This is a genomic window from Flavobacterium aquiphilum (assembly GCF_027111335.1).
GTDB lineage: Bacteria > Bacteroidota > Bacteroidia > Flavobacteriales > Flavobacteriaceae > Flavobacterium > Flavobacterium aquiphilum.
The window spans coordinates 379,834-402,498 of sequence record NZ_CP114288.1 but is presented as its reverse complement, the minus strand read 5'-3'; the positions used below and the strand labels follow the sequence as shown (position 1 = coordinate 402,498).

Genomic DNA, 22,665 nt, shown 5'->3' with positions numbered 1-22,665 from the left:
AGTGATTAGCTTTTTTAAAGTAATCAGTAATTAGTGATTAGCTTCTTTTGAAATATTTCTAAATAAGCTAATTACCAATTACTAGTCACTAATTACTAAAATTAATCTTTTTCGTCAAGCAAAGCTTGTTTAACGGCTTGTAATTCCGCGATTTTTTCGGCGCTCACTTTTGGGTATTCTAAATCCATTTCTTCCAATGCCGTGATAATTGCCGATGCTATTGCAATACGGGCATAGGATTTATTATCGGCAGGAATCACGTACCAAGGGGATTTTTTGGTCGAGGTGTTTTTAATTAAATCCTGATAGGCATCCATGTAGTCGTCCCAGTAGCCTCTTTCTTTGGCGTCGGCGGCACTGAATTTCCAGTTTTTGTCCGGATCGTCAACACGTTCTATGAAACGTTTCTTTTGTTCTTTTTTGGAAACATTAAGGAAAAATTTGAGAACTATGGTTCCGTTTCGGTTCAGGTATTTTTCGAAGTTTCGAATATCCTGAAAACGCTCTTCCCAAATGTCTTTGGTAATCAGTTTTTGGGGAATCTTCTGTCCTTTCAGAATTTGCTCATGTACGCGCACTACCAGTACTTCTTCATAATAGGAACGGTTGAATATTCCGATGCGTCCCCGTTCTGGCAAATGTTTTTGGCATCGCCATAAAAAATCATGGTCCAAATCTTCGGAACTCGGTGCCTTGAAAGAAGAAACTTGGCATCCTTGTGGATTTACCCCAGACATCACATGTTTGATGGTCCCATCTTTGCCAGCAGCATCCATAGCCTGAAAAATAAGCAGCAGTGACCATTTGTCTTGGGCGTATAATACATCTTGCATGGCAGCCAAGGCATCGACACCCATTTGTAGGGTTTGGTTTACCAATGGTTTTCCTTCTTCGCCCAAATTGAAACTCGCTTTGGTTTCGCAATCTTTAAGCTTGAAATCGTCTCCATCACCAACACAATATTGTTTTGAAAATTTTTTGGCTCTTTGTATCAGTTCTTTTTTGCTTAAAGTAGTAAGGTCAATTAGTTTTTCCTCAAATTCATTGAGCTCTTTTTTATTTGACTTAGACATAATCTTGAAGTTTGGTGTTAGTAAATAGTGATGCAGGTTAAAAACAATTAAGGCTTTCTTACAATTGAGTGATTTTAGAATCCAACCTACTAATTTAGCAAAAAAACAAAAGCAGTATTTTTTTATTAAAAAAATAATTGAAGAATTTGTTGGGTAAACTAAAAATAATCGTAAATAGTTGATTTTTTTGGTAGTTGCAGTGAATTATTCGTTTGTTTTTTGTAATTTCCTACCATTTAAAAGTTTAAATCAGTATTTTATTTCTATTAACTTTAATAATAATTTTATGAATACGTTGAAAAAGATTAAAATATTATTTTTCGTTTTAGTCCTCCCCCCATTTTTTTTCTCTTGTAAGAAGGAAGTAGCACCGGAAGCCAAGCCATTGGAGATTTCGGTAGTAAAAGTCCTCCAGCAGGATGTACGTCTTGAATCGGAATTTACCGGACAGACTTTTGGACAGTCGGATATTGAGATTAACCCTAGGGTTGACGGGGTTATCGAAAGCCTCAATTTCAAGGAAGGTAGTTTGGTAACCAAAGGACAATTATTATATACGATTGATCCGTTGCCGTTTCAGGAAAAAGTACATGAATCGGAGGCAAATTTGGCAGAAATGCAGGCTAGATTAGCCAAAACCAAATCAGATTACGACATGATGGTGCCATTGGCTAAGATGAATGCTGTCAGCCAGAGAGAATTAATTGCAGCAAAATCGGCGTACAGCGCAGCTACCGCTTCCATAAAGGCGGCTACTGCCAATTTAGAAAATTCAAAAATAGAATTAGGTTATTGCAGAGTTGTTGCCCCAATTTCGGGATTGATCGGAATATCAAAAGTTAGGGTAGGGGATTATGTTCGTCCAGGTGCTGCTTCTGTTTTAAATACAGTTTCGGATTTAGGCGATGTTAGGGTTCGTTTTACAATAAGTGAACAGGAGTATCTTCGTATTTTCAGGGAAATAACCAAGAAAGATTCTAACCTAAAAGGCGAGGGAAAATCAATTTCCTTGATATTGTCTGACGGATCTGAATATTCGGAAAAAGGGAAAATCAGTTTTGCAGACAGACAAATAGATCCTTCAACAGGTGCCGTGACTTTGGAGGCCGCATTTGCCAATCCTGACCGATTAATCAGACCGGGACAATTTGTGAAGGTTCATGTTGTAACCGATGTACGTAAATCTGCATTGGTTATCCCAAAACGTTCGGTTATCGAAATGCAAGGGTTTTATCAGGTTTATGTCTTAGGCAATGACAATAAAGTAGATATTAAAATGATACAAATTGGTCCGTCATACAAAGATTCTTATATAGTTACTGATGGATTAACAGCTAATGATAAAGTGGCTCTTGGTGGAACTTCCCTGTTGAAAAGCGGAAATGTAGTAACTCCAAAAATTACCGATTGGACCCCAGGAAAAGCAGAAAATTAATCAGAGCTAACTAAATAATTTAGAAATATTATTATGGGAGAATTTTTCGTTAGAAGACCAATTGTGGCTATGGTAATCAGTATCATCATTGTGATACTTGGGTTACTAGCACTACAAAAAACACCAGTATCTCAGTATCCGGATATCAATCCGCCGGTTGTAAAAATTACTACCTCATTTACAGGAGCTAATGCTTTAAACGTTGAGCAAGCTGTTGCCACTCCAATTGAGCAAAAGGTTAACGGTGTTGAGCAAATGCTTTACATAAAATCTACAAATACATCTGATGGGGCTTGTACAATTGAAGTGACTTTTGATGTAGGAACCAATTTGGATAACGCCAACATGCTTACCCAAAACCGTCAGGCGCAGTCGGCTCCGTTTATGCCTTCGAGTGTAAAACAACAAGGTGTGGTGGTTAAAAAATCATTATCGTTCCCGATGATGTTGTTTACGCTGACTTCCACAAATCCTAAATACGATTCGAAATTCCTGAATAACTACGCCAACATCAACATTGTGGATCAATTGGCACGTATTAAAGGGGTTGGAGAGGTTTCTCTTTTCGGGGGAAGTGATTATTCCATGAGGGTTTGGCTGAAAGCCGATATGATGAGCAAACTTGGTATTACTGTTGATGATGTAAAAAATGCCTTGAATGCACAAAACATGATTAGTCCCGGAGGGAAATTTGGCGCTGAGCCTACTCCACCAGGAACCGATTTTACTTATGGAGTTACGCTTCAAGACCGTTTGGTTACCGAAAAAGAGTTTGGTAACATTGTGGTTAAAAGTAAGTCAGATGGTGCACAAGTATTGTTAAGCGACATCGCCAGAATCGAATTAGGGACTGAGAATTATAGTTCAAATGCCCGTAGAAACGGTAATGCTACAGCAGCAATTACAGTATTCCAAATGCCGGGAAGTAACGCTTTGGAAGTGGCCACTCTTGCCAAAGAGGCTATGAAAAAAATGTCCGAAAAGTTTCCAAAGGATGTTGTTTATCAGGAATCATTGGATACAACGCTTGCAATTACAGCGGGTGTTAATGATATCGTTCACACGCTTTTTGAAGCGGTTATATTGGTAATCTTGGTGGTATTTATTTTCCTCCAAAATTGGCGTGCGACTTTGATTCCATTGATTACGGTGCCAGTATCCTTAATCGGAACCATTGCGGTTTTTCCAATGTTGGGCTTTTCGATAAATACTCTGTCTTTATTGGGATTGGTACTTGCAATTGGTATTGTTGTGGATGACGCGATTGTGGTGGTAGAAGCCGTAATACATCATATTGAGCATGGTAAATCTCCAAAAGATGCAACTATTCAGGCGATGAAGGAAGTTTCGGGACCGGTAATTGCCATTGCGCTTATTTTGATTGCGGTGTTTGTTCCTGTTGCGATGACACCGGGTATCACGGGTCGTTTTTATCAACAATTTGCGATAACCATTGCGGTCTCGGTGGCGTTTTCGGCATTTAGTGCTTTGTCTTTGAGTCCTGCGCTCTGTGCGATGATATTAAAGCCTACAAAACCTGTCGATCAGCAAACAGGATGGTTAGCCAAGTTTTTTGCGGGTTTCAACAGAATTTTCGAAAAAGTAACAGAAAAGTATTTAGGAGGAGCTACATTTTTTGCCAAAAAAGCATTGCGTATTGTTGCTTTATTGGCTGTAATTATTGTCGCAATTGTTTTCTTAGGCAAGAAAATCCCATTAGGTTTTATACCTGAAGAAGACCAAGGTTATATATTGATTAATATTGCTTTACCTCCTGCGTCATCCCTTCAGCGAACAGATGAGGTTTCGAAGAAAGTGGATAGTTTCTTGAAAGAAGAGAAAGCGATACTATCTTATACGACGATTAACGGATTTAGTATGCTTACCAACTCGTATCAGCCTAATAACGCGTTTATTTTCATCTCTTTAAAACCATGGGAAGAAAGAGCAGAAACGGCAAAACAATTAGTAGATCGGTTAAACAAAAAATTATCTACTCAAATTACAAACGCAACTGCTTTTGCCTTTGGACCTCCAGCGATTCAGGGTTTGGGTGCTTCTGCCGGATTTAGTTTGATGTTACAGGATCGTGGAGGTAATCCACCACAATATCTTGCACAACAAACTCAGGCGTTTATTGCAGCAGCTCAGAAACGTCCAGAGATTAAAAGGATTTATACGACTTTCAACGCCGGTACTCCTCAAATAAAATTGGATATAGACAATCAAAAAGCGATGAAATTGGGCGTTCCTGTTTCAAAAGTTACCGAAGTATTAGGCGCTTTTTTGGGAGGTACTTATGTGAATGACTTCAACCGTTTTGGACGTCAGTACAAAGTGTATTTGCAAGGAGAAGCGGTGGACAGATTAAGCCCTGAAAATCTGAACAATATTTATGTAAGGAATAACGAAGGTAGCATGCTTCCTGTATCAACCCTTGTAACTGCTACAAAAGTGGCAGGACCGGATTTTACAAACCGTTTGAATTTGTTTAGATCGGCTGAGATTGGCGGAAGCCCTAACGACGGTTACAGTAGTGCGCAAGCCTTGGCTGCTTTGGAAGAAGTTGCCAAAGAAACCCTTCCTGCCGATATGAGTTACGATTATATCAACCTTTCCTATCAGGAGAAACATTCTCCGGGTGGGGGAACTGTGTTTTTCATGGCATTGGTATTTGTGTTTTTAATTCTTGCTGCACAATACGAAAGTTGGAAACTACCTTTTAGTGTATTGCTTGGAGCACCTTTTGCCGTATTTGGGGCATTTTTAGGACTCGCTTTGGCAAGATTTGGAAGTGATGCTTATGTAAACAACGTGTTTGCACAAATTGGATTGGTACTGTTAATCGGATTGGTAGCCAAGAATGCGATTCTTATCGTAGAGTTTGCCAAAGAAGAATATGAAAAAGGAAAGCCGCTGTACGAATCGGCGATGGTTGCGGCTAAGCTCCGTTTCCGACCTATTTTAATGACTGCTTTTGCTTTTATCCTTGGAGTGGTTCCGTTATTAACTGCTACAGGTGCAGGTTCACAAGCCCGTATTGTAATGGGTATGGCTGTGTTTGCAGGTATGTTGATTGCTACAGTGCTTGGAGTATTAATTGTACCAGGTTTATTTGTTATGATTGAAAATATCGGAAAAAAGAAAGATGAGGTTGTAGCAACTGAAAGTATTACGGACTCAAAAACTACAGATCATGAAGAATAAGTTTAAAATAATTGTTGTTGTTGTAGTTCTTGCAGTGCTTCCTGTAGGTTGTTTAGTTGGACCTAAATACCAAAAACCGGAAGATCAAAGTGCTGCTAATTATCGTAATGGAACTGCAAATGCAGATACGTTGGCCTCCGTTGTCAATATCAAATGGTTTGATCTCTTTAATGATGAGGTTCTAAAGGGACTAATCAAAAAAGGGTTGGAAAATAACTATGACATGAAAATTGCTTTGGCGCGTATTGAACGTACGAGAGCTGAATTAGGCTACAGTAAAGCCGATTTATTGCCTGCAGTAGGATATAGTGCAACGGTAAATAGTAATAAGAAATCCTTTTTACCTTCGAATGCATCGGCTACACTATCTTGGGAGTTGGATTTTTGGGGTAAAATACGCCATGAAAACAGAGCGCTTCAAAATGAATTGCTAGCTAGTGAAGAAGGACGAAAAGTAATTCTTTCAAATTTGGTAAGCGATATTGCTGTTGCTTATTTTGAGCTTCGTGATTTTGACAATCAGTTGTTGATTACCAAACAAACTTTGGAAGCCAGACAAAAAGCCTATGAAATAATCAATGCAAGATTCAAACAAGGGTATGTTTCTGAGGTGGATAAAGTTCAAATTGAGCAACAGGTGGCAATCGCCGAAGCTGCTATTCCTGCTATTCAGCGATTGATTACCGATCGTGAAAACAAAATCTCGATATTGATCGGACAGGCTCCAGGTCCAATTGAGAGAGGAAAAACAGTTTCGGAATTACAGGTCGCAAACAATATTCCTGTTTCGATCCCTTCAATTGTATTAAAAAATAGGCCGGACGTACAACAGGCTGAGCGAACTTATATTGCCTCCAACGAAAGAATTGGGGTCGCACAAGCAATGCGTTTTCCATCTTTTAATATTGCTGCATTAGCGGGTTTCGCAAACAGTGAAATAAGCCATCTGTTTGATAGTTCTTCTTATCTGCAAAATGCAAGCGCATCAGTTGCAGGGCCAATTTTTAATTTTGGTAAAAATAAAAGAAGAGTAGAAGTTTACAGACAAATTGCCGAAGAATCGAAACTTTCGTATCAAAAAACCTGTCTAGTTGCTGTTGCTGAAGTGGAACAAGCTTTGCAAAACGTAAGGACTTACAAAGAAGAATGGACTGCTAGAAATAAACAGGTAATAGCGGCCAGAAAAAACTATGAATTATCCGAAGCGAGATATTATAATGGCTATGTTTCGTATTTGGAAGTAATTCAGGTTCAGCAGGCATTATTTGATTCTGAATTGAGTCTTTCTGAGTTAACACAAAACCAATTGAGTTCGATGATAGTATTGTACAGAGCTCTTGGGGGCGGTTGGAATTAGAAAATTAACCAATAGATATAAAAAAACCATTCACCGCGGTGAATGGTTTTTTTGTTTAAAATCTTTTAATGCTTAGCAAAATTCGTTGAAAGCGTCTTTAAGGTTTTCAGCGATAGTTTCAGCCGGACGTCCTTCAATGTGGTGACGCTCTAACATGTGAACCAATTCACCATTTTTGAACAACGCAATGCTTGGAGAAGATGGAGGAAAAGGAAACATGTGTTCTCTTGCTGCGTTTACAGCCTCTTTATCAACTCCTGCAAAAACGGTGATCAATTGATCTGGCTTTTTGGCGCCTTCCAAACTCATCACTGCTCCCGGACGGGCATTTCTTGCGGCACAACCACAAACAGAATTTACTACCACAAATGTCGTACCTTCTGATTTAATTGCATTATTAACTTCTTCAGCACTATGTAAATCTTGAAAACCTGCAGTTGTCAATTCAGCCTGCATTGGTTTTACCATTTCTTCTGGATACATATTTTTTATTTTAAGTTTAACCTTTTGAACTGCAAAGTTACAAAGTTTAGACGCAAGAACTTAATTTGAATTATAAAGTTTTGTTATAGTTTGATTGTTGTTTTAGTAAATTTTTTAACTGCCAATTAAATTACCGTGCATTTTCCAAAATAAGAATTAATTGTTTACTGTTTATGAAAGAATGTTTTTGAAAAACAATTGAATAATCAGCTAGTAAAATTGTAATTGTTGGATAAATGACTTTGGAATCGATAGTTGCCAACGCGGTTGCTAGTTCGTGGATTCCTGTGTTTTGACCGTTTGGTTTGAATGTGAATGTGTGATTATTGAAACGAATGGCTGATTTGGTTTCGGCATCCAATGGAACAAAGTAAAAATTTGCGTTTAATAGCCGAATGATTTCAGGATCTTTGAAAGTGGAATTTTCCATCATTTTACAGTAATTGCACCAAGAAGTATGCACAAAAACCACAAATGGTTTTGGATTTTCTTTGGACAGTTTTTCGGCTTCCTCAAAAGTATAGGTTTTTAATTGGGCAAAAACAGAGGATGTTGCCCAAAAGAAAATTGCTGTTATGTAAATCCACTTTTTCATTTAAAATAAGTTTTATTTTCAGCCATAGATTCACAGATTTTAGTTTAAAATAATCATTAAATTCTGTGAATCTGAGGCGAAAAACTTGTATTGCTATTCTTTAAAATAAATTATATCGAAGCCCAAAGAACCCTCTGATTCCTTGATTGGCGCCATAAACATAAGTGGTGTCGAAAGTCAAACCATAAGGATTGTCGGGGGTTACCAACACCTTTCCGTTGGCGTCGTATTGAACATTTTTGTCAAATGGGTCTTCAGTTCTCGAAATCAGGAATGGATTGTTTTGCTTAGGGGTAAAGTTGAGCAGGTTTTTTATTCCGGCGTAGAGCTCAAAGTTTTTCCAACCGGTATAGGTGAATTGGATGTTTTGGATGCTGTACCAAGGGGAGTTCGGGTTTCTTGGGTCGGTTTCGCTTAGCAAAGGCAATTTCATTGGACTGTAGCAATTTCCGGTGTAATCTATGCCTAGATCAATCGAATTGATTTTGTACGAAACACTCCAAGTAGCCGTGAATTTTTCGGTCAAAAAGGGTCTTGTTTTGATACCGTTTTCGACATTGGAAACATCCATATAGGTGGCACCTAAAATAAACTTTAGACCGTTGGTGAAATTAATGTCGGTATTGCAACTGATTCCTTGGCTCAGGGCGTAACCATTGATATTGTTGTAAATGATTTTGTTTGGGTCGGTTTCGTAATCCGATACAATTTTATTACTGAAACGGGTGTAAAATGCCGTGGTTTCAATGCCTAAAAAGGTGCCGTTGTTAAGAAAAATTTTCTTGATATAATTCAAATTGGCATTGACAGATTTTTCGGGGTCTAGATTTTCGGCAATAATCACTTCACGAGAACCAGTTAGCGCGGCATGATCTTCCGTAAATAAATTGACAACCCTAAATCCGGTTCCAGTATTGAATCGGAGAATATTGTTGTCATTGAATTTTACTTTGTAGGCAAATCGTGGCGTGAAAATATTTCCGTGAATGGAATTGTAGTCGTATCGTATGCCAAGTAAAATCTTGTGTTTTTCTTTGAAAGAGATTTCGTCTTGTGCAAAAATCCCCGGAAGCCATGTTTTTTCAGGATTGTTTTCGTTTACAAATGCTGTTGCGGTGGTGTTGTCATCGTAGTAGGTATAACGCGAAGCGATTCCGGTCAAGAGATCGTTGTTTTGGATTTTTTTGTCCCAAGTAAGCTGAATAAAAGCAATTTTTTGATTGGCGATATAAGAGGTTGTTCCGTAGCGGCTGTCCTGAAAATGCATTGTTCCCGAGAAAGAGAGCATTAATTTTTCGGTTGTAGGTAATTGATAATTTCCTAATAATTCCCCTCTTTTGGTGTAAATGCTTTCCCCGTAAATTTCATCTCCACCGCGGTATTTTTTCTCCCAACGAGTATCACCTCCCCATCGATCTTCGTACATTCCTCGGACAGCCACCGTAAATAATCGGTTTTGAGGTCGGTTAAAATTCCATTTATTGAAAACCGAAATTCTGTTTTGTGCCGTAACATCAGTAAATCCGTCATGGTCGTTGTCAATGGTTTGTCCATAGTTGTAATAATTTAATCCTACTATCGAAGTTGCTCTGCCTTTGATATTGAATTTCCCACCCAAATCGACATTGGTTTCGAGCCAAGAGGTTGTAAGCACATCGGCAGAAAAAATGGGGGCGTTGTTTGGATTTTTTGTGATGATGTTGATTAAACCACCCACGGCTTCACTTCCATACAAAGAAGAGGCAGGACCTTTCACAATTTCGATTCGCTCCACCAATGAATTCGGAATTCCCGATAATCCATAAACGGTAGATAAACTGCTTACAATCGGCATTCCGTCAATCATTACAGAAGTATAAGGGCCTTCAAGCCCGTTAATGTGAATGTCCCCGGTGTTACAGACACCACAATTGAGTTGAGGTCTGACTCCGTTTACGTTTTGTAAAGCTTCATAAATACTTGGCGTTGGGTTTTTTTTGAAGAAAACAGGCGAATAGACTTCAACCGGAACGGCACTTTCAAGTCGTTTTACCGCTTTTAAAGTTCCGGAAACCACCACTTCGTTAAGTTCGTTATCATCTGATATGAGTTCAAAGTTGAGTTGCGTTTGTGCCGATGACTGTATTGAGATGTTTTTTCGTTGGGTTTTATAACCTACTGAAGTCACCTGAATTTTATAGTTGCTTTTAGTAATATTTTGAAAGCTGTAACTGCCGTTGCTGTCCGTTTGAGTGGTGAAATTGGTTCCAACTATTTCTACCGTTGCATTTTCAATTGGGTTGGATTTATGCTTTATTGTTCCGCTTACAACTGTGGTTTCCTGTGCGAATGTAATTGAAGTTATTAATGTTATAATTATCAAAAATAAATGTTTCATGATTATAAATAAAATTTTAGACAAAGCTAAAAAAATAATTCAAGCAGCGTAAATAAATTTTATATATTTGCCTTAGTAATTCAAATTCAGTCATGAGCAAATCATTAGAAGAAGTCCATCAATCTGTCCATACTCAAGATAAATCCACCATTTTTAGAAGAATAATTGCCTTTTTTGGCCCAGCCTATTTAGTAAGTGTTGGCTACATGGATCCCGGAAATTGGGCGACGGATATTGCCGGTGGAAGCCAGTTTGGATATTCTTTGTTGTGGGTTTTGTTGATGAGTAATTTGATGGCTTTGCTGTTGCAAAGTTTGAGCGCAAGACTTGGAATCGTTACCCAACGTGATTTGGCGCAAGCTTCAAGAGAGACGTATTCAAGACCGATAAATTACATTTTATACTTTTTGGCTGAGATTGCCATAGCTGCCTGTGACCTTGCCGAAGTTTTGGGAATGGCAATCGGAATCAACTTATTATTTAATATTCCGCTTATCGAAGGGGTTTTGATTACGGTTTTGGACACTTTTTTACTGCTCTTTTTAATCAATAAAGGCATCCGAAAGATGGAAGCTTTTATCATTGTATTGGTTGCAATCATTGGTTTTTCTTTTGTTTTTGAAATGATTTTTGCGCAACCGGAATTGGACAAAGTGTTTTATGGTTTAGTTCCGTCAATACCAAATGAAACAGCATTATACATTGCGATTGGAATTATTGGGGCTACGGTAATGCCACATAATTTGTACCTGCATTCGTCTTTGGTACAAACCCGAAACTTTGACCGAACTCCAAAGGGAATCAAGCAAGCTTTGAAATATAATTTCTTGGATTCGACTATTGCTTTAAATTTGGCCTTTTTTGTAAATGCTGCGATTTTGATTTTGGCGGCAGCTACATTTTATAGAAATGGAATGTTTGAAGTGGCCGAAATTCAGGATGCACATCGGTTTTTACAACCGCTTTTGGGAACCAAATGGGCACCAATTTTATTTGCCGTTGCCTTAATTGCTGCGGGACAGAGTTCAACGGTTACCGGAACATTGGCCGGACAAATCGTGATGGAAGGTTATTTGAATTTAAGGATTCAGCCTTGGGTTCGAAGAATATTAACCCGATTGATTGCAATTGTTCCTGCTGTTATTGTGATTTTAATTTATGGCGAAAGCGTAACCGGTAAATTGCTGATTTTAAGCCAGGTTATTTTGAGTTTACAATTGGGGTTTGCGATTATTCCTTTGATTCATTTTGTGAGTGACAAAGTTAAAATGAAAGGCTTCCATATTTCAAGAACGACCCAAATTACAGCATGGATTATTGCTACTATTATTGTTTCATTGAACGCAAAATTGGTTTATAACGAAATTAACGGTTGGCTTGAAACTTCTGAAAACCCAATATTACTGTGGCTTACCGTGGTTCCTTTGGCGCTTTTTTTCTTGGGATTGTTGCTTTATATTATTTTCAATCCTTTTATTGCCAAAGCAAAACATGATATCGAGAACCATTCGCCACATCATTTGAAACTGCAATTTTCTAAATCGGGGAGTTATGACAAAAAAAATATTGCCGTTTCCGTAGATTTTTCTACGGCTGATGAAGTAGCGTTAAACAGTGCTTTTGAATTGGGTGGAATGGATGCCGAATATACTTTGATCCATGTGGTAGAAACTGTTGGAGCTATGGTTTACGGAGAAGATATTGATGACCACGAGACATTAATTGATAGAAGGTTATTGAAAGAATATGAGGAAATGCTTTCGCAAAAAGGTTTTCGTGTAAAAACCGAATTGGGATTTGGGGAGCCAATAAAGATAATACCCGAAATAATCAATGCCGAAAATTTTGATACTTTGGTTATGGGAACCCACGGACATACAGGTTTAAAAGACTTGATTTTTGGCACAACCGTAGATAAATTGCGTCATAAAATTTCGATACCTTTGCTGATTGTAAAAAAAGAAAAATAGTATTAAGTACTAAGAATTAAGTATTAAGATTTTGGGTTGATGATTAAAAATCAGCAATCAAAAATCAGCAATCAAAAATCTAAAATCGAATGACTTTCTCTGAAGAAAATTACCTAAAAGCGATATACCATCTTACCGCCAACTTAGATAGCGAAGTAAGCACCAATGCTATTGCCGAAATGATGGAAACGAAAGCTTCCTCAGTAACCGACATGCTTAAAAAGTTGGCCGAAAAAGATTTGGTGAACTATAAAAAATACCAAGGAGTTTCTTTAACCGAAAACGGAAAGCTTGCCGCCAAAATGATTGTGAGAAAGCATCGCTTATGGGAAGTTTTTTTGGTGGATAAACTTGATTTTTCGTGGGATGAAGTTCATGATGTTGCCGAACAATTGGAACACATCAAATCCGAAAAATTGATTAATAAGTTGGACGATTTTCTTGGTAATCCTACCGAAGACCCACACGGAGATCCAATTCCGGATGCGCAGGGTCGAATAATTGCGATTGAAAAACAATTGTTGTCCGAATTACATGCCAATCAATTGGGGATATGCGTTGGGGTAAAGGATAATTCTCCTGATTTCCTAAAATACCTTGACAAACAACAAATCAGATTAGGTACCAAAATTGAAGTGGTGTCCAAAGAAGCATTCGATTTATCCTTAAAAATAAAAGTAAACGAAACCGAATTTGCAATCTCAAATAAAATTGCAAGTAATCTGTTTGTAAAAATGCTTTAGCCCGAAAAGAACTTTCGTTTTGAATGGGGAACTTATATTGAAACTCAATTGTGATTTAGTTTTGCTAAAGGGCGTTATATGAGGCATTTCCCATTTGGCACAAATTTTGATTTATCTCGTATATATTGCGATCAAGACATAATTTATTAAGTTTTGTTTTCTATATTTACATTACAAATTAAAATAAAAGTATTATGAAAGTACGTTTTTATTCATTTCTATTAATAGTAATGAGCTTGATTGGAGCTACTGCTTTTGCTCAAACAGATAAAGATAAGGATACTGAAGAATTAGGTTTGCCTGGAGACAATTTGGATCTTTATGCGGTTTTGGATCTTTTTCAAAAATCTAAGACTATAGAAGACTTTGAAAAATCATTGAATGATGAAAAAACAAAAGTCAATAATTTGGATTTAAATGATGATAAAAAAGTTGATTTTATCAAAGTGGAGACCAAAAAAGATGGAGATAATTTTACATTTATCCTTAGAGATCCAATAAGCAAAAAAGAAACCCAAGACGTTGCTGTAATCATGGTTACAAAAGACAAAAACAAAAAGGTTTCTATGCAAATTATTGGAGACAAAGATTTGTATGGCAAAGATTATATTATAGAGCCTAATACAACGGGACAAGGAGTTACTGCAAATCCCGGATATACAGGAAATAACCCTGTTACTGTAAATGTTCCGGCACAAACTACGACTGTAGTTGTGGAACAGGCACCAATCGTACAGTATGTATATTCACCGGCTTATGTGCCATATTACCCACCTTACTATTACGGGTATTACCCACCTTGGTTTGGGTTTGCCACTGTTATGGCAGTTGGTATTTATAGAAGTAACCATTATTATCATCATCATGGTGGATATTACGGTCACAGTAATGTTTATATTAATCATAATAGTTACAATAATTATAATAATAACAGCAGAAACACTTCAAACAGAGTTTCGCATAATAACATAAACAGCGGTAACAGAAACAATATAAACAACAGCAGAAACAATAACAATATTGGAAACACGTCAAGGGATGGCAATAGAAACAGTGCTTCAACTCGTGATGCCAGTAATAGAAACAGCGCTTCTACACGTGATGCGAGCAGAGGGTCTTCTTCATCCAGACCATCGACAAGCAATAATATGAGTTCTTCTCGTTCTAGCTCCGGTTCTAGTTTAAACAGAGCAAGTAACAGTGGAAGTTTCCGTTCCGGTGGCGGTGGCGGTGGTTACCGTGGTGGCGGTGGCGGATTTAGCGGCGGTGGAGGAAGAAGACGTTAAATGTGAAGTACTTTTCAAAGAAAATATACCCTGATGCAGTTGTGTCGGGGTTTTTTATTGGGCAAAATTGTTTCTAAAATGAATTACCTGTGGTAGAAATAAATGTTGTTTTAATTTGTGGTCGTAGCGGTAGAAACGCTGCCGTGCGTCTCTACTTCCGTGCGTCTGTGCGATGAATATGCGTGCGGTAATTTGAATAAAATATCCGGTATATAAAAATGAATAGCAATAAAAAAAGGTTCCCAAAACAATTTTTTGAGAACCTTTTTCAGTGCGGGGGTGTTATTTTTATTCGTTTGGCATATCCATGTCCGATGTGCTCATATCTCTTAAACAAACATATTTGCCGTTTCTTTTTACAAATAAACTCATATAGTTTCCGGAATTCACAACTGCATCTGTAGAGTCGGTTACTTTATAATATCCAATTTCCACTACCTGTTCGCCGTCTTTTGATACAAATACGTCTTCTGTTTTGAAATTGAGTTTCCGTCCTTTGGAAATAGTGTCCCTGTGGGTTTTCAAAAATTCAACTATTGCGGTTTTGCCTATTATCGGTTTGCTGTTTTGCGGATAGGTTATGGCGTCATCGGCATGATAACCGATGTCCTTGGTTACCCCCGAGTTGTATGTTTCGGCAAATTCATTTTCTTTGGCTTGAATTTCTTCTTTGATTTGGTTAGTATCAATAACTGCGGCAGCCGGTGCTTCCTCTTTTTTGCAGGAAATTAATAATAACAATGCGCCTGATACAACTAACCCTTTAATAAACTGCTTTTTCATATAATAGATTTTTAAAGTTTTTAATTTGTTGAGATGCTCATTCTGTCAAACAGTATGAATTTTTAAATATAGGTATTAAATAGCTGGAAATTAATGACATAAATTTAAGATAAAAAATAAAACGGAATGATTTTTTGTACGATAAATTGATTTATTTAACATCGTTTTGTCTAGGACTGACAGCGATTTGTATTTTTTTATGACAAAAAATAGCGAAGGAAGTTTGTATTGAAGAAGTTTTTAGCTACTGTGAATTTCCAATTTACTATTAGTAAGAGCTGAAACCTGTTAGGAAATTGAAAGAAGATTATTTTGAAAGAATTGCTTTTTGAAATTTAAATTCAATTAACTGCAGCCGCAATCGCCATTCCCGCAATTTTTATCCGATTTTTTTTTGAAGAAAAATTTTCGAATCAAAAATGCAAATGCTAATACAAGGATACTAAATGCAATTATTTCTTGAATCATAATGTGCTATTTTAGAATTTGAAAAGCAATTAAAGCTACGACATAAGCCAATGTACTCATGAAAACAAGCTGAGTTGCCGGCCATTTCCAAGAGTTGGTTTCTTTTTTTGTTATGGCAAGAGTACTGGCGCATTGCATGGCAAAGGCATAAAACATCAACAAAGAAATTCCAGTGCCAAAATTGAATATCTTTTGACCCGTTTCCGGATTAATTTCTTCTGCCATTTTGTTTTTTATGGTGTTTTCATTGTCGGTTCCGCCTACGCTGTAGATAGTTGCCAAGGTTCCTACAAATACTTCTCTCGCCGCAAACGAACTGATGATAGCGATACCTATTTTCCAGTCGTATCCCAATGGAGAAATTACCGGTTCTATAGTTTTTCCCATCAAACCAATGTATGAGTTTTCCAGTTTTTGCGAAGCAACAGCGTTTTGAAATTCCGTTGGGGATAGAGGATTCGTTTTATTATTCTCTAATATTATTTGTTCGGCGTTTTTGAATTGTTTTCCCGGTCCGTAAGAAGCCAAAAACCATAAAATGATAGATATTGCCAAAATGATTTTTCCGGCGCCAGAAACAAAAGCTTTTGTTTTTTCCACCACATTGATGGCAACGTTCTTGAACATTGGCAATTTATAGTTGGGCATTTCGACCACAAAGAATGTTTTTCCTTTTACTTTTAGAACAATATTCAAAATATAGGCTGAAAATATTGCCATTCCAAAACCGATGAGATAGAGCAACATCAGTGTTAATCCCTGAAGGTTTAATATTCCCAGTACATAAGTGTTGGGAATGACCAATCCGATTATAATGGCATAAACGGGAAGTCGGGCTGAACAGGTTGTAAACGGAGTTACGAGAATTGTGATTAAACGCTCTTTCCAGTTTTCGATATTTCGTGTCGCCATAATGGCCGGAATGGCGCAGGCTGTACCGGAAATCAAGGGAACCACACTTTTACCCGACAATCCAAAACGGCGCATGATTTTGTCCATCAGGAAAACCACACGACTCATATAACCGCTTTCTTCCAGTATCGAAATGAATAAAAATAAAAAGGCAATTTGGGGGATGAAAATCAAAATACCGCCAATTCCGGGGATTATTCCCTGCGAAATCAAATCGGTCAACATGCCCTTAGGCAAATGTTCAGCTGCCAGCGTGCTCAGTGTTGCAAAGGTGCTGTCTATGAAATCCATCGGAATTTTTGACCATTGGAAAATAGACTGAAAAATCACAAACAAAATAACAAAGAATATTACGTAACCCCATATTTTGTGTGTAAGGACGCGGTCAAGTTTGCTTCTAAAATCCTTGGCCACACTAGAGTCAATTTTCAAACCTCCCTTTAGGACTTCATTGATGAATTGATATCTTTTAATGGTTTCTTTTTGCTGTAAGCGTTTTAAATCCGAATGGGATTTTGTGAAAGTGCTACGAATTTCGTTTCGCTCTAAGTTCAAAAAGTTAACATCCTGTGTTATAACCAACCATAATTTATAGAGTAATTGGTTAGGGAATGCCTGACGGAGACTGTTGAAATATTCCGTGTCAATCACCGAAGCATTCAAGCAAGGTTCCGAAGAAATGGTTTTGTAACTGATGATGAGGTTTTTCAGTTCTTCAATTCCGTATCCTTTTCTCGAACTGATCAGTGCGATTTTGGTTTTCAGATGTTCTTCAAGGTAAGGAATGTCAAGACTGATTCCTTTTTGTTCCATTCTGTCAGCCATGTTAATGACCAAAATAGTTGGAATTTCAAGGTCTTTAATTTGCGTATAAAGAAGTAAATTTCGTTTCAGGTTCTCGACATCGGTAACCACGAGGGCTACGTCCGGATAGAGACGGTCGTTTTTGTTTAGCAAAAGTTCTATAACGACGCTTTCATCAATGGAGCTTGCGTTTAGGCTATAGGTTCCCGGTAAATCAAGGATGTTGGCTTTGATATTGTTGGGCAGTTTGCAAAAACCCATTTTTTTCTCAACAGTAATTCCGGGATAGTTCCCCACTTGTTGGTTCAGCCCTGTAAGTTGATTAAAGACCGAAGTTTTCCCTACATTCGGATTCCCAATTAAAGCAACGTTGATATTTTTTAAACTCATTTTTATTTGTTGTTAATGAGTTCTATTTCAATTTGTTTGGCGGTCTCGATGCGGATGGCAAGATGAGAACCATTAATGTTCAAATATAAAGGATCTCCAAAAGGAGCTATTTGAAGTAATTCGACCTCGTTGCCAGGTAAACAGCCCATTTCCAGAAGTTTTAATGGAATTATATCGATATCAAAATCCAATATGATGGCCTTTTGACCTTTTTTGAGAGAATGAATCGTTGTTTGCAAAGCTTATTTAGATTGAATTAAGATTGCAAAAATACATCTTTTATTATAAATATACCTGATTATTATCAGATTTACTCATTTTTTTCATTCTCGCAAAGCCAGTTAATATCTTCGATCAATCGTTGGATGTCTTCTTTCTTTGTTCCGTCATAAAAACCTCGCACTCTTCGTTTTTGATCTACCAAAATAAAATTTTCGGTATGCACCATGTCGTATAATTGTTCTGGTTTTCCAAGTTTTACGGCCAAATAGGATTTTCTGGCCATAGTGTAGATTTCTTTTTTGTCACCGGTTACTAGATTCCACTTACCGTCTATAACTCCGTATTTTTTGGCATACGCTTTTAATGCAGGCACACTGTCGGTTTCCGGAAAAACGGTGTGGGAAAGCAACATTACTTTTGGATTGTTTTTTATCGCTTTTTGAACATCAACTAGATTGGTTGTCATTTTAGGGCAAATCGAACCGCAGGTTGTAAAGAAAAAGTCGGCTACATAAACTTTGCCTTCATAATCTTTTTGTGTGACGGTTTTTCCGTTTTGGTTCACAAAAGAGAAATCGGCAATAGTGTGGTATTTGCTCACGTATTGCACCGTGCTGTCCACCAATTCGGGGTTTACATCAGCAGGATTATAAATCGGCAGTGTTTTAGCGGGTTTCAATGCTCCGTAAAACAGGTAAATCGTTATGGCAGAAAAAATCAGTAAGCCAATAATGTAGGTTCGGTATCTTTTTAAAATAGATAACATAAAAATAATTTGGTGCAAAAATAGGATTTAATTGTTTAATATATCGGTTTATTGTTTAAATCGGGCATATAGATAGCACGGGCTGAAAAACTTAAATCGAAACTTTACTTTTACTGTTTTGGAATCTGAATAGTATTTCCTTTCTTTTTGTGCATTGCATAATTAATGATGTAAAGACCAATTAAGGTTATGCTTCCGCCAAAGACAATTTCCATACTCAGCGGTTCATTAAATATAAAAGCTCCCAAAAGAATAGCGACTATTGGGTTCATGTAGGCATAAAGGCTACTCAATTCCGTTGGGAGTTTTTGCAGTGCATAAACAAAGGCAGCAAATGTCAATATCGATCCGAAGACAACCAAATAAACAATTGACCACCAGGAATTGGTAGGGATTTCAGAGATTGGGATGCTAGTTCCCGTAACGCCCATTATCGCATAAATACAAATACTTGAAATGAACATTTGTAATCCTACACTAAAATAGGGATTAAAACTAGCGGCTTTTTTCTTGGTATATAAAGCACCAAAAGACCAGGTAATTGTCGAAGTTACCGAGATGAAGATTCCAAATCGGAAATCAGGTTGTAGAAAATCGGGAAGGTGTTCTGAAAAGATGAAGCACACCCCTCCAAAACAGATTAAAATTCCATAAACTGCCATGCGGGTAATTCGTTCACCACTAAACGTTTTGATTAGTAAAATCCACAGCGGAACCATTGCTGCAATGATCGAACCCAGACCACTGCTGATGTATTTTACGCCCCAGGTACTAAGGCCGTTGCTTAAAAGAAAATTGAGAAAACTAAGAATAATGATCGTGTTCCATTGTTTTCCTTTGGGCCAAGGTGTTTTTTTCAGAATAAAGAAACATAAATAAAGAAATCCCGCGATAAACTGTCTGGTTGCAGCGAGTTGCAATCCCGGCATCTGTCTTACCCCTTCTTTGGATGCTATCCAAGTGGTTCCCCAAAAAAAACCTACCCAACATAAAGCCAAAATGGGCAACCCAATAGCATTAATTCTTGATTTAAAAGCGGTTTGTATTTTTGTTCTCAATGCTAAAAATTATTTTGATAAAGGCATAGCCTATTTTTTTCGGCTTTAAATACTAAGACAAGTTTTTCTTAAGAAGGTTTAGTGTGGTCAAAAGGAGGTGAAGGTAAGACTAAATTGACTGCTTTTTGTCTAAATTATCCCTATTGTTTTAAGAGTGTTTCCCTAAAGTATTCATGTGGAGGTGACTAATGCTTAAAATCTATTCTAAATTGTTTAAAGACAAAAATGTACTTAATATCAAATTATTAATATAAAAACAGAATTTTATTTGCTAATTTTATTGTTTACAGGAAAGGATTGATGATTTTTTTATACAAATGAACATTACAGTCAAAAGAAAAAAAGCAACTTTTCCATAAATTACTTTAATTTCAGAAGAGATAATGGGCATACCAAATTTGAGACATAAAAAAAACCGTTCGACAAAAAACCTCAGTCCTTTGTGGAAGTCTTCGGTAATCTTATTTATTGGGCTTATAATAACTTGTGGTGTTTCTCATAATGTTAATAAAGAAGAAGAATATGAGTCCGAAAAAGAATTTGAAGTAGCTTGTAATGAAATCAAAAAAGAAATTTCCCTCCGAATTGATCTGCACTCGCAGTTTTTGATTAATGCATCTTCTTTTTTTGAGGCATCTGAATTTGTCAGTCGAAAAGAGTGGGAACAATTCAACAAATTTTCAATAGTGAATGAAAATTTTAAAGGAGTTCAGGGTTTTGGATATGTCGAAATAATCAAAAAAGAACAGTTAACGAAACACATTCAAGATGTTCGGAAAGAAGGTTTTTCGCAATACACCATCTACCCTTCGGGTTCTAGAACTATTTATACTTCCACTGTTTATCTTGAGCCCTATAATTACAGGAACAGTAGGGCCCTAGGTTTTGATATGTTTACTGAACCGGTCAGACGCAAAGCAATGGAACAGGCGCGCGACTTTAACACGCCCGTTCTGTCGGGTAAAGTGGTGCTTCGGCAGGAAACCAAAAAAGATATTCAGGCTGGAACTATAATCTATGTTCCTGTCTATAAAAATGGACCGATAAATACAATTGCTGAGCGACGTTCGGCAATCGTGGGGTGGGTTTTTTGTCCTTTTCGAATGGATGATTTAATGAGAAGTGTTTTGGCTAAATCGAATTTAGAAGAAGGCGAAGATATTCGTGTAAAGATTTACGACGATGGGACAATAGCGCAAAAATCACTTTTATTTGACAGTCATAAAAACAGAATAAAAAGCAGTAGAAATTCAAATATTAAAACTAGAAGACTATCTATTTTTTTCGATCACAAAAAATGGACATTGGTATTTTCGGAACCAATGAGAAGTCCGTTTTTGTTTTCGGAGAAAGCAATGATGATAGCAATTGGTGGTTTCATAATCTGTTTGCTGTTATTTGCATTATCCTACTCCTTACTGATTACCAAACTGCGGGCAAAAACTATTGCGGCGCGGTTAAGTTTGGACTTGTCCAACAAAAACAAGGAGTACGAAAGGATGAATGATTCACTTGAAAAAAATTACAAAAAGTTAATTTCTTCCAAAGAAAAACTAAAAGAAACAAACGTAGAATTAGAGAAAGCCAAAATAAAAGCAGAAGAAAGCGACCGACTAAAATCGGCTTTTCTCGCCAATATGAGCCATGAAATAAGAACTCCCATGAATGGAATAATGGGTTTTGCCGAATTACTGAAAAAAGCCAATCTAAACAGTGAGGAACAAAAGAACTATATTGATATTATTGAAAAAAGTGGTGCCCGTTTGCTAAACATTATCAATGACATCGTCGATATTTCAAAAATTGAGGCGGGGCAGATGAATGCCGTTTTTTCGGAAACAAATATAGATGAACAATTGCAGTACATACAAACCTTTTTTAATCCTGAAGCTGAAGAAAAGGGAGTACAGCTCCTATTGAAAAAACCTTCGGCCGAGGATGAAATAATAATAAGTACAGATCGGGAAAAGCTTTTTGCCATTCTTATCAACCTTGTCAAAAATGCCATCAAGTTTACTACCAAAGGAACAATAGAATTTGGGTATGAAAAGAAGGATGGCCATATTGAGTTCTTTGTGAAAGATACAGGAATAGGAATCCCGAAAGAGAGTCAGGATGCTATATTTGAGCGTTTTATCCAAGCTCATTTCAATGATAAAATGGCAAGACAAGGTGCGGGCTTGGGTTTGTCCATTGCAAAAGCCTATGTGGAATTACTCGGCGGTAAAATTTGGGTGGAAAGTGAACCCGAAAAAGGTTCCATCTTTTACTTTACATTTCCCTGTATAGCCAAATTCGAAGAAAATAGTTTTGTGCCAATCAATGTGTTGGCCAATCCGTTTGATAGCGAGATCGCAAAGTTAAAAATCCTTGTTGCCGAGGACGACAAAATATCGAGAATGCTTATTACAAAAGTTTTAAACTCATATAGTAGAGAAATATTAATGGTACAAACGGGTTTGGAAGCAGTTGAAATTTACCGAAACAACCCAGATATCGATTTAATTTTAATGGATATGCAAATGCCTCAAATGAATGGATATGAAGCTACAAAGGAAATAAGGAAATTCAACGAAAAAGTAATTATTTTGGCACAAACTGCTTTTGCTTTGGAAGGAGATAAAGAAAAAACAATAGAGGCTGGTTGCAACGGGTACATTTCTAAACCAATCAAAAAAGACGAATTATCAAAATTATTGCAGCTTTATTTTGGTAAACTGCAAAAGCTGAATTAGT

Annotated in this window: 17 protein-coding genes; 7 read left to right on the top strand and 10 right to left on the bottom strand. The window is 37.1% G+C overall.

The window, feature by feature from the left end:
- Positions 1 to 101: 101 nt before the first annotated feature.
- Positions 102 to 1,073, bottom strand: a complete 972-nt coding sequence (locus OZP12_RS01510; RefSeq protein ID WP_281227292.1) for a polyphosphate kinase 2 family protein — start codon at positions 1,071 to 1,073, stop codon at positions 102 to 104.
- Positions 1,074 to 1,359: 286 nt separating this feature from the next.
- Between OZP12_RS01510 and OZP12_RS01505 the strand changes: the two genes are divergently transcribed.
- The 3 genes from OZP12_RS01505 to OZP12_RS01495 are packed head-to-tail and all read left to right on the top strand — an operon-like array spanning position 1,360 to position 7,072.
- Positions 1,360 to 2,508, top strand: a complete 1,149-nt coding sequence (locus OZP12_RS01505; RefSeq protein ID WP_281227291.1) for an efflux RND transporter periplasmic adaptor subunit — start codon at positions 1,360 to 1,362, stop codon at positions 2,506 to 2,508.
- A gap of 33 nt (positions 2,509 to 2,541) precedes the next feature.
- A complete protein-coding gene (locus tag OZP12_RS01500; RefSeq protein WP_281227290.1) occupies positions 2,542 to 5,715 on the top strand; it encodes an efflux RND transporter permease subunit in 3,174 nt (1,057 codons plus the stop codon).
- Positions 5,705 to 7,072: an efflux transporter outer membrane subunit gene (locus tag OZP12_RS01495; protein WP_281227289.1), complete on the top strand. Its 1,368-nt coding sequence runs from the start codon at positions 5,705 to 5,707 to the stop codon at positions 7,070 to 7,072. Before OZP12_RS01500 ends, OZP12_RS01495 begins: the two co-directional genes overlap by 11 nt.
- A gap of 72 nt (positions 7,073 to 7,144) precedes the next feature.
- On the opposite strand, the gene OZP12_RS01490 is transcribed toward OZP12_RS01495, so the two are convergent.
- From OZP12_RS01490 to OZP12_RS01480, 3 genes are all read right to left on the bottom strand, one after another.
- A complete protein-coding gene (locus tag OZP12_RS01490; protein WP_281227288.1) occupies positions 7,145 to 7,555 on the bottom strand; it encodes a BrxA/BrxB family bacilliredoxin in 411 nt (136 codons plus the stop codon).
- Between the two features lie 130 nt (positions 7,556 to 7,685).
- Positions 7,686 to 8,150: a thioredoxin family protein gene (locus tag OZP12_RS01485; RefSeq protein WP_281227287.1), complete on the bottom strand. Its 465-nt coding sequence runs from the start codon at positions 8,148 to 8,150 to the stop codon at positions 7,686 to 7,688.
- A 100-nt stretch (positions 8,151 to 8,250) separates the two neighbouring features.
- On the bottom strand, positions 8,251 to 10,527 hold the full coding sequence (locus OZP12_RS01480; protein ID WP_281227286.1) for a TonB-dependent receptor: 2,277 nt from the start codon (positions 10,525 to 10,527) through the stop codon (positions 8,251 to 8,253).
- A gap of 92 nt (positions 10,528 to 10,619) precedes the next feature.
- Between OZP12_RS01480 and OZP12_RS01475 the strand changes: the two genes are divergently transcribed.
- The 3 genes from OZP12_RS01475 (at position 10,620) to OZP12_RS01465 (ending at position 14,526) form a co-directional block, all read left to right on the top strand.
- Positions 10,620 to 12,497, top strand: coding sequence for an Nramp family divalent metal transporter (locus OZP12_RS01475; protein WP_281227285.1), 1,878 nt, complete (start codon positions 10,620 to 10,622; stop codon positions 12,495 to 12,497).
- Between the two features lie 89 nt (positions 12,498 to 12,586).
- The gene (locus OZP12_RS01470) at positions 12,587 to 13,240 is read left to right on the top strand and encodes a metal-dependent transcriptional regulator (RefSeq protein WP_281227284.1); all 654 of its coding nucleotides are present in this window, start codon (positions 12,587 to 12,589) and stop codon (positions 13,238 to 13,240) included.
- 194 nt (positions 13,241 to 13,434) lie between these two features.
- Entirely contained in the window at positions 13,435 to 14,526 is a 1,092-nt protein-coding gene (locus tag OZP12_RS01465; protein ID WP_281227283.1) for a hypothetical protein, read from the top strand.
- Between the two features lie 288 nt (positions 14,527 to 14,814).
- Here the strand turns inward: OZP12_RS01465 and OZP12_RS01460 are convergent, their stop codons facing one another.
- From OZP12_RS01460 to OZP12_RS01435, 6 genes are all read right to left on the bottom strand, one after another.
- Positions 14,815 to 15,309 carry a YybH family protein gene (locus OZP12_RS01460; RefSeq protein ID WP_281227282.1) on the bottom strand — a complete coding sequence of 165 codons (495 nt, stop codon included), beginning with the start codon at positions 15,307 to 15,309 and terminating at the stop codon, positions 14,815 to 14,817.
- 345 nt (positions 15,310 to 15,654) lie between these two features.
- Positions 15,655 to 15,777: a FeoB-associated Cys-rich membrane protein gene (locus OZP12_RS01455; RefSeq protein ID WP_281227281.1), complete on the bottom strand. Its 123-nt coding sequence runs from the start codon at positions 15,775 to 15,777 to the stop codon at positions 15,655 to 15,657.
- 6 nt (positions 15,778 to 15,783) lie between these two features.
- On the bottom strand, positions 15,784 to 17,883 hold the full coding sequence (gene feoB, locus OZP12_RS01450; RefSeq protein WP_281227280.1) for a ferrous iron transport protein B: 2,100 nt from the start codon (positions 17,881 to 17,883) through the stop codon (positions 15,784 to 15,786).
- A 2-nt stretch (positions 17,884 to 17,885) separates the two neighbouring features.
- On the bottom strand, positions 17,886 to 18,122 hold the full coding sequence (locus OZP12_RS01445) for a FeoA family protein (RefSeq protein WP_281227279.1): 237 nt from the start codon (positions 18,120 to 18,122) through the stop codon (positions 17,886 to 17,888).
- A gap of 71 nt (positions 18,123 to 18,193) precedes the next feature.
- Positions 18,194 to 18,871, bottom strand: a complete 678-nt coding sequence (locus tag OZP12_RS01440) for an SCO family protein (RefSeq protein WP_281227278.1) — start codon at positions 18,869 to 18,871, stop codon at positions 18,194 to 18,196.
- Positions 18,872 to 18,981: 110 nt separating this feature from the next.
- Entirely contained in the window at positions 18,982 to 19,929 is a 948-nt protein-coding gene (locus tag OZP12_RS01435; RefSeq protein WP_281227277.1) for a DMT family transporter, read from the bottom strand.
- Between the two features lie 398 nt (positions 19,930 to 20,327).
- On the opposite strand from OZP12_RS01435, the gene OZP12_RS01430 reads away from it, so the two are divergent.
- Positions 20,328 to 22,664, top strand: coding sequence for a CHASE domain-containing protein (locus tag OZP12_RS01430; RefSeq protein WP_281227276.1), 2,337 nt, complete (start codon positions 20,328 to 20,330; stop codon positions 22,662 to 22,664).
- Position 22,665 lies beyond the last annotated feature (1 nt).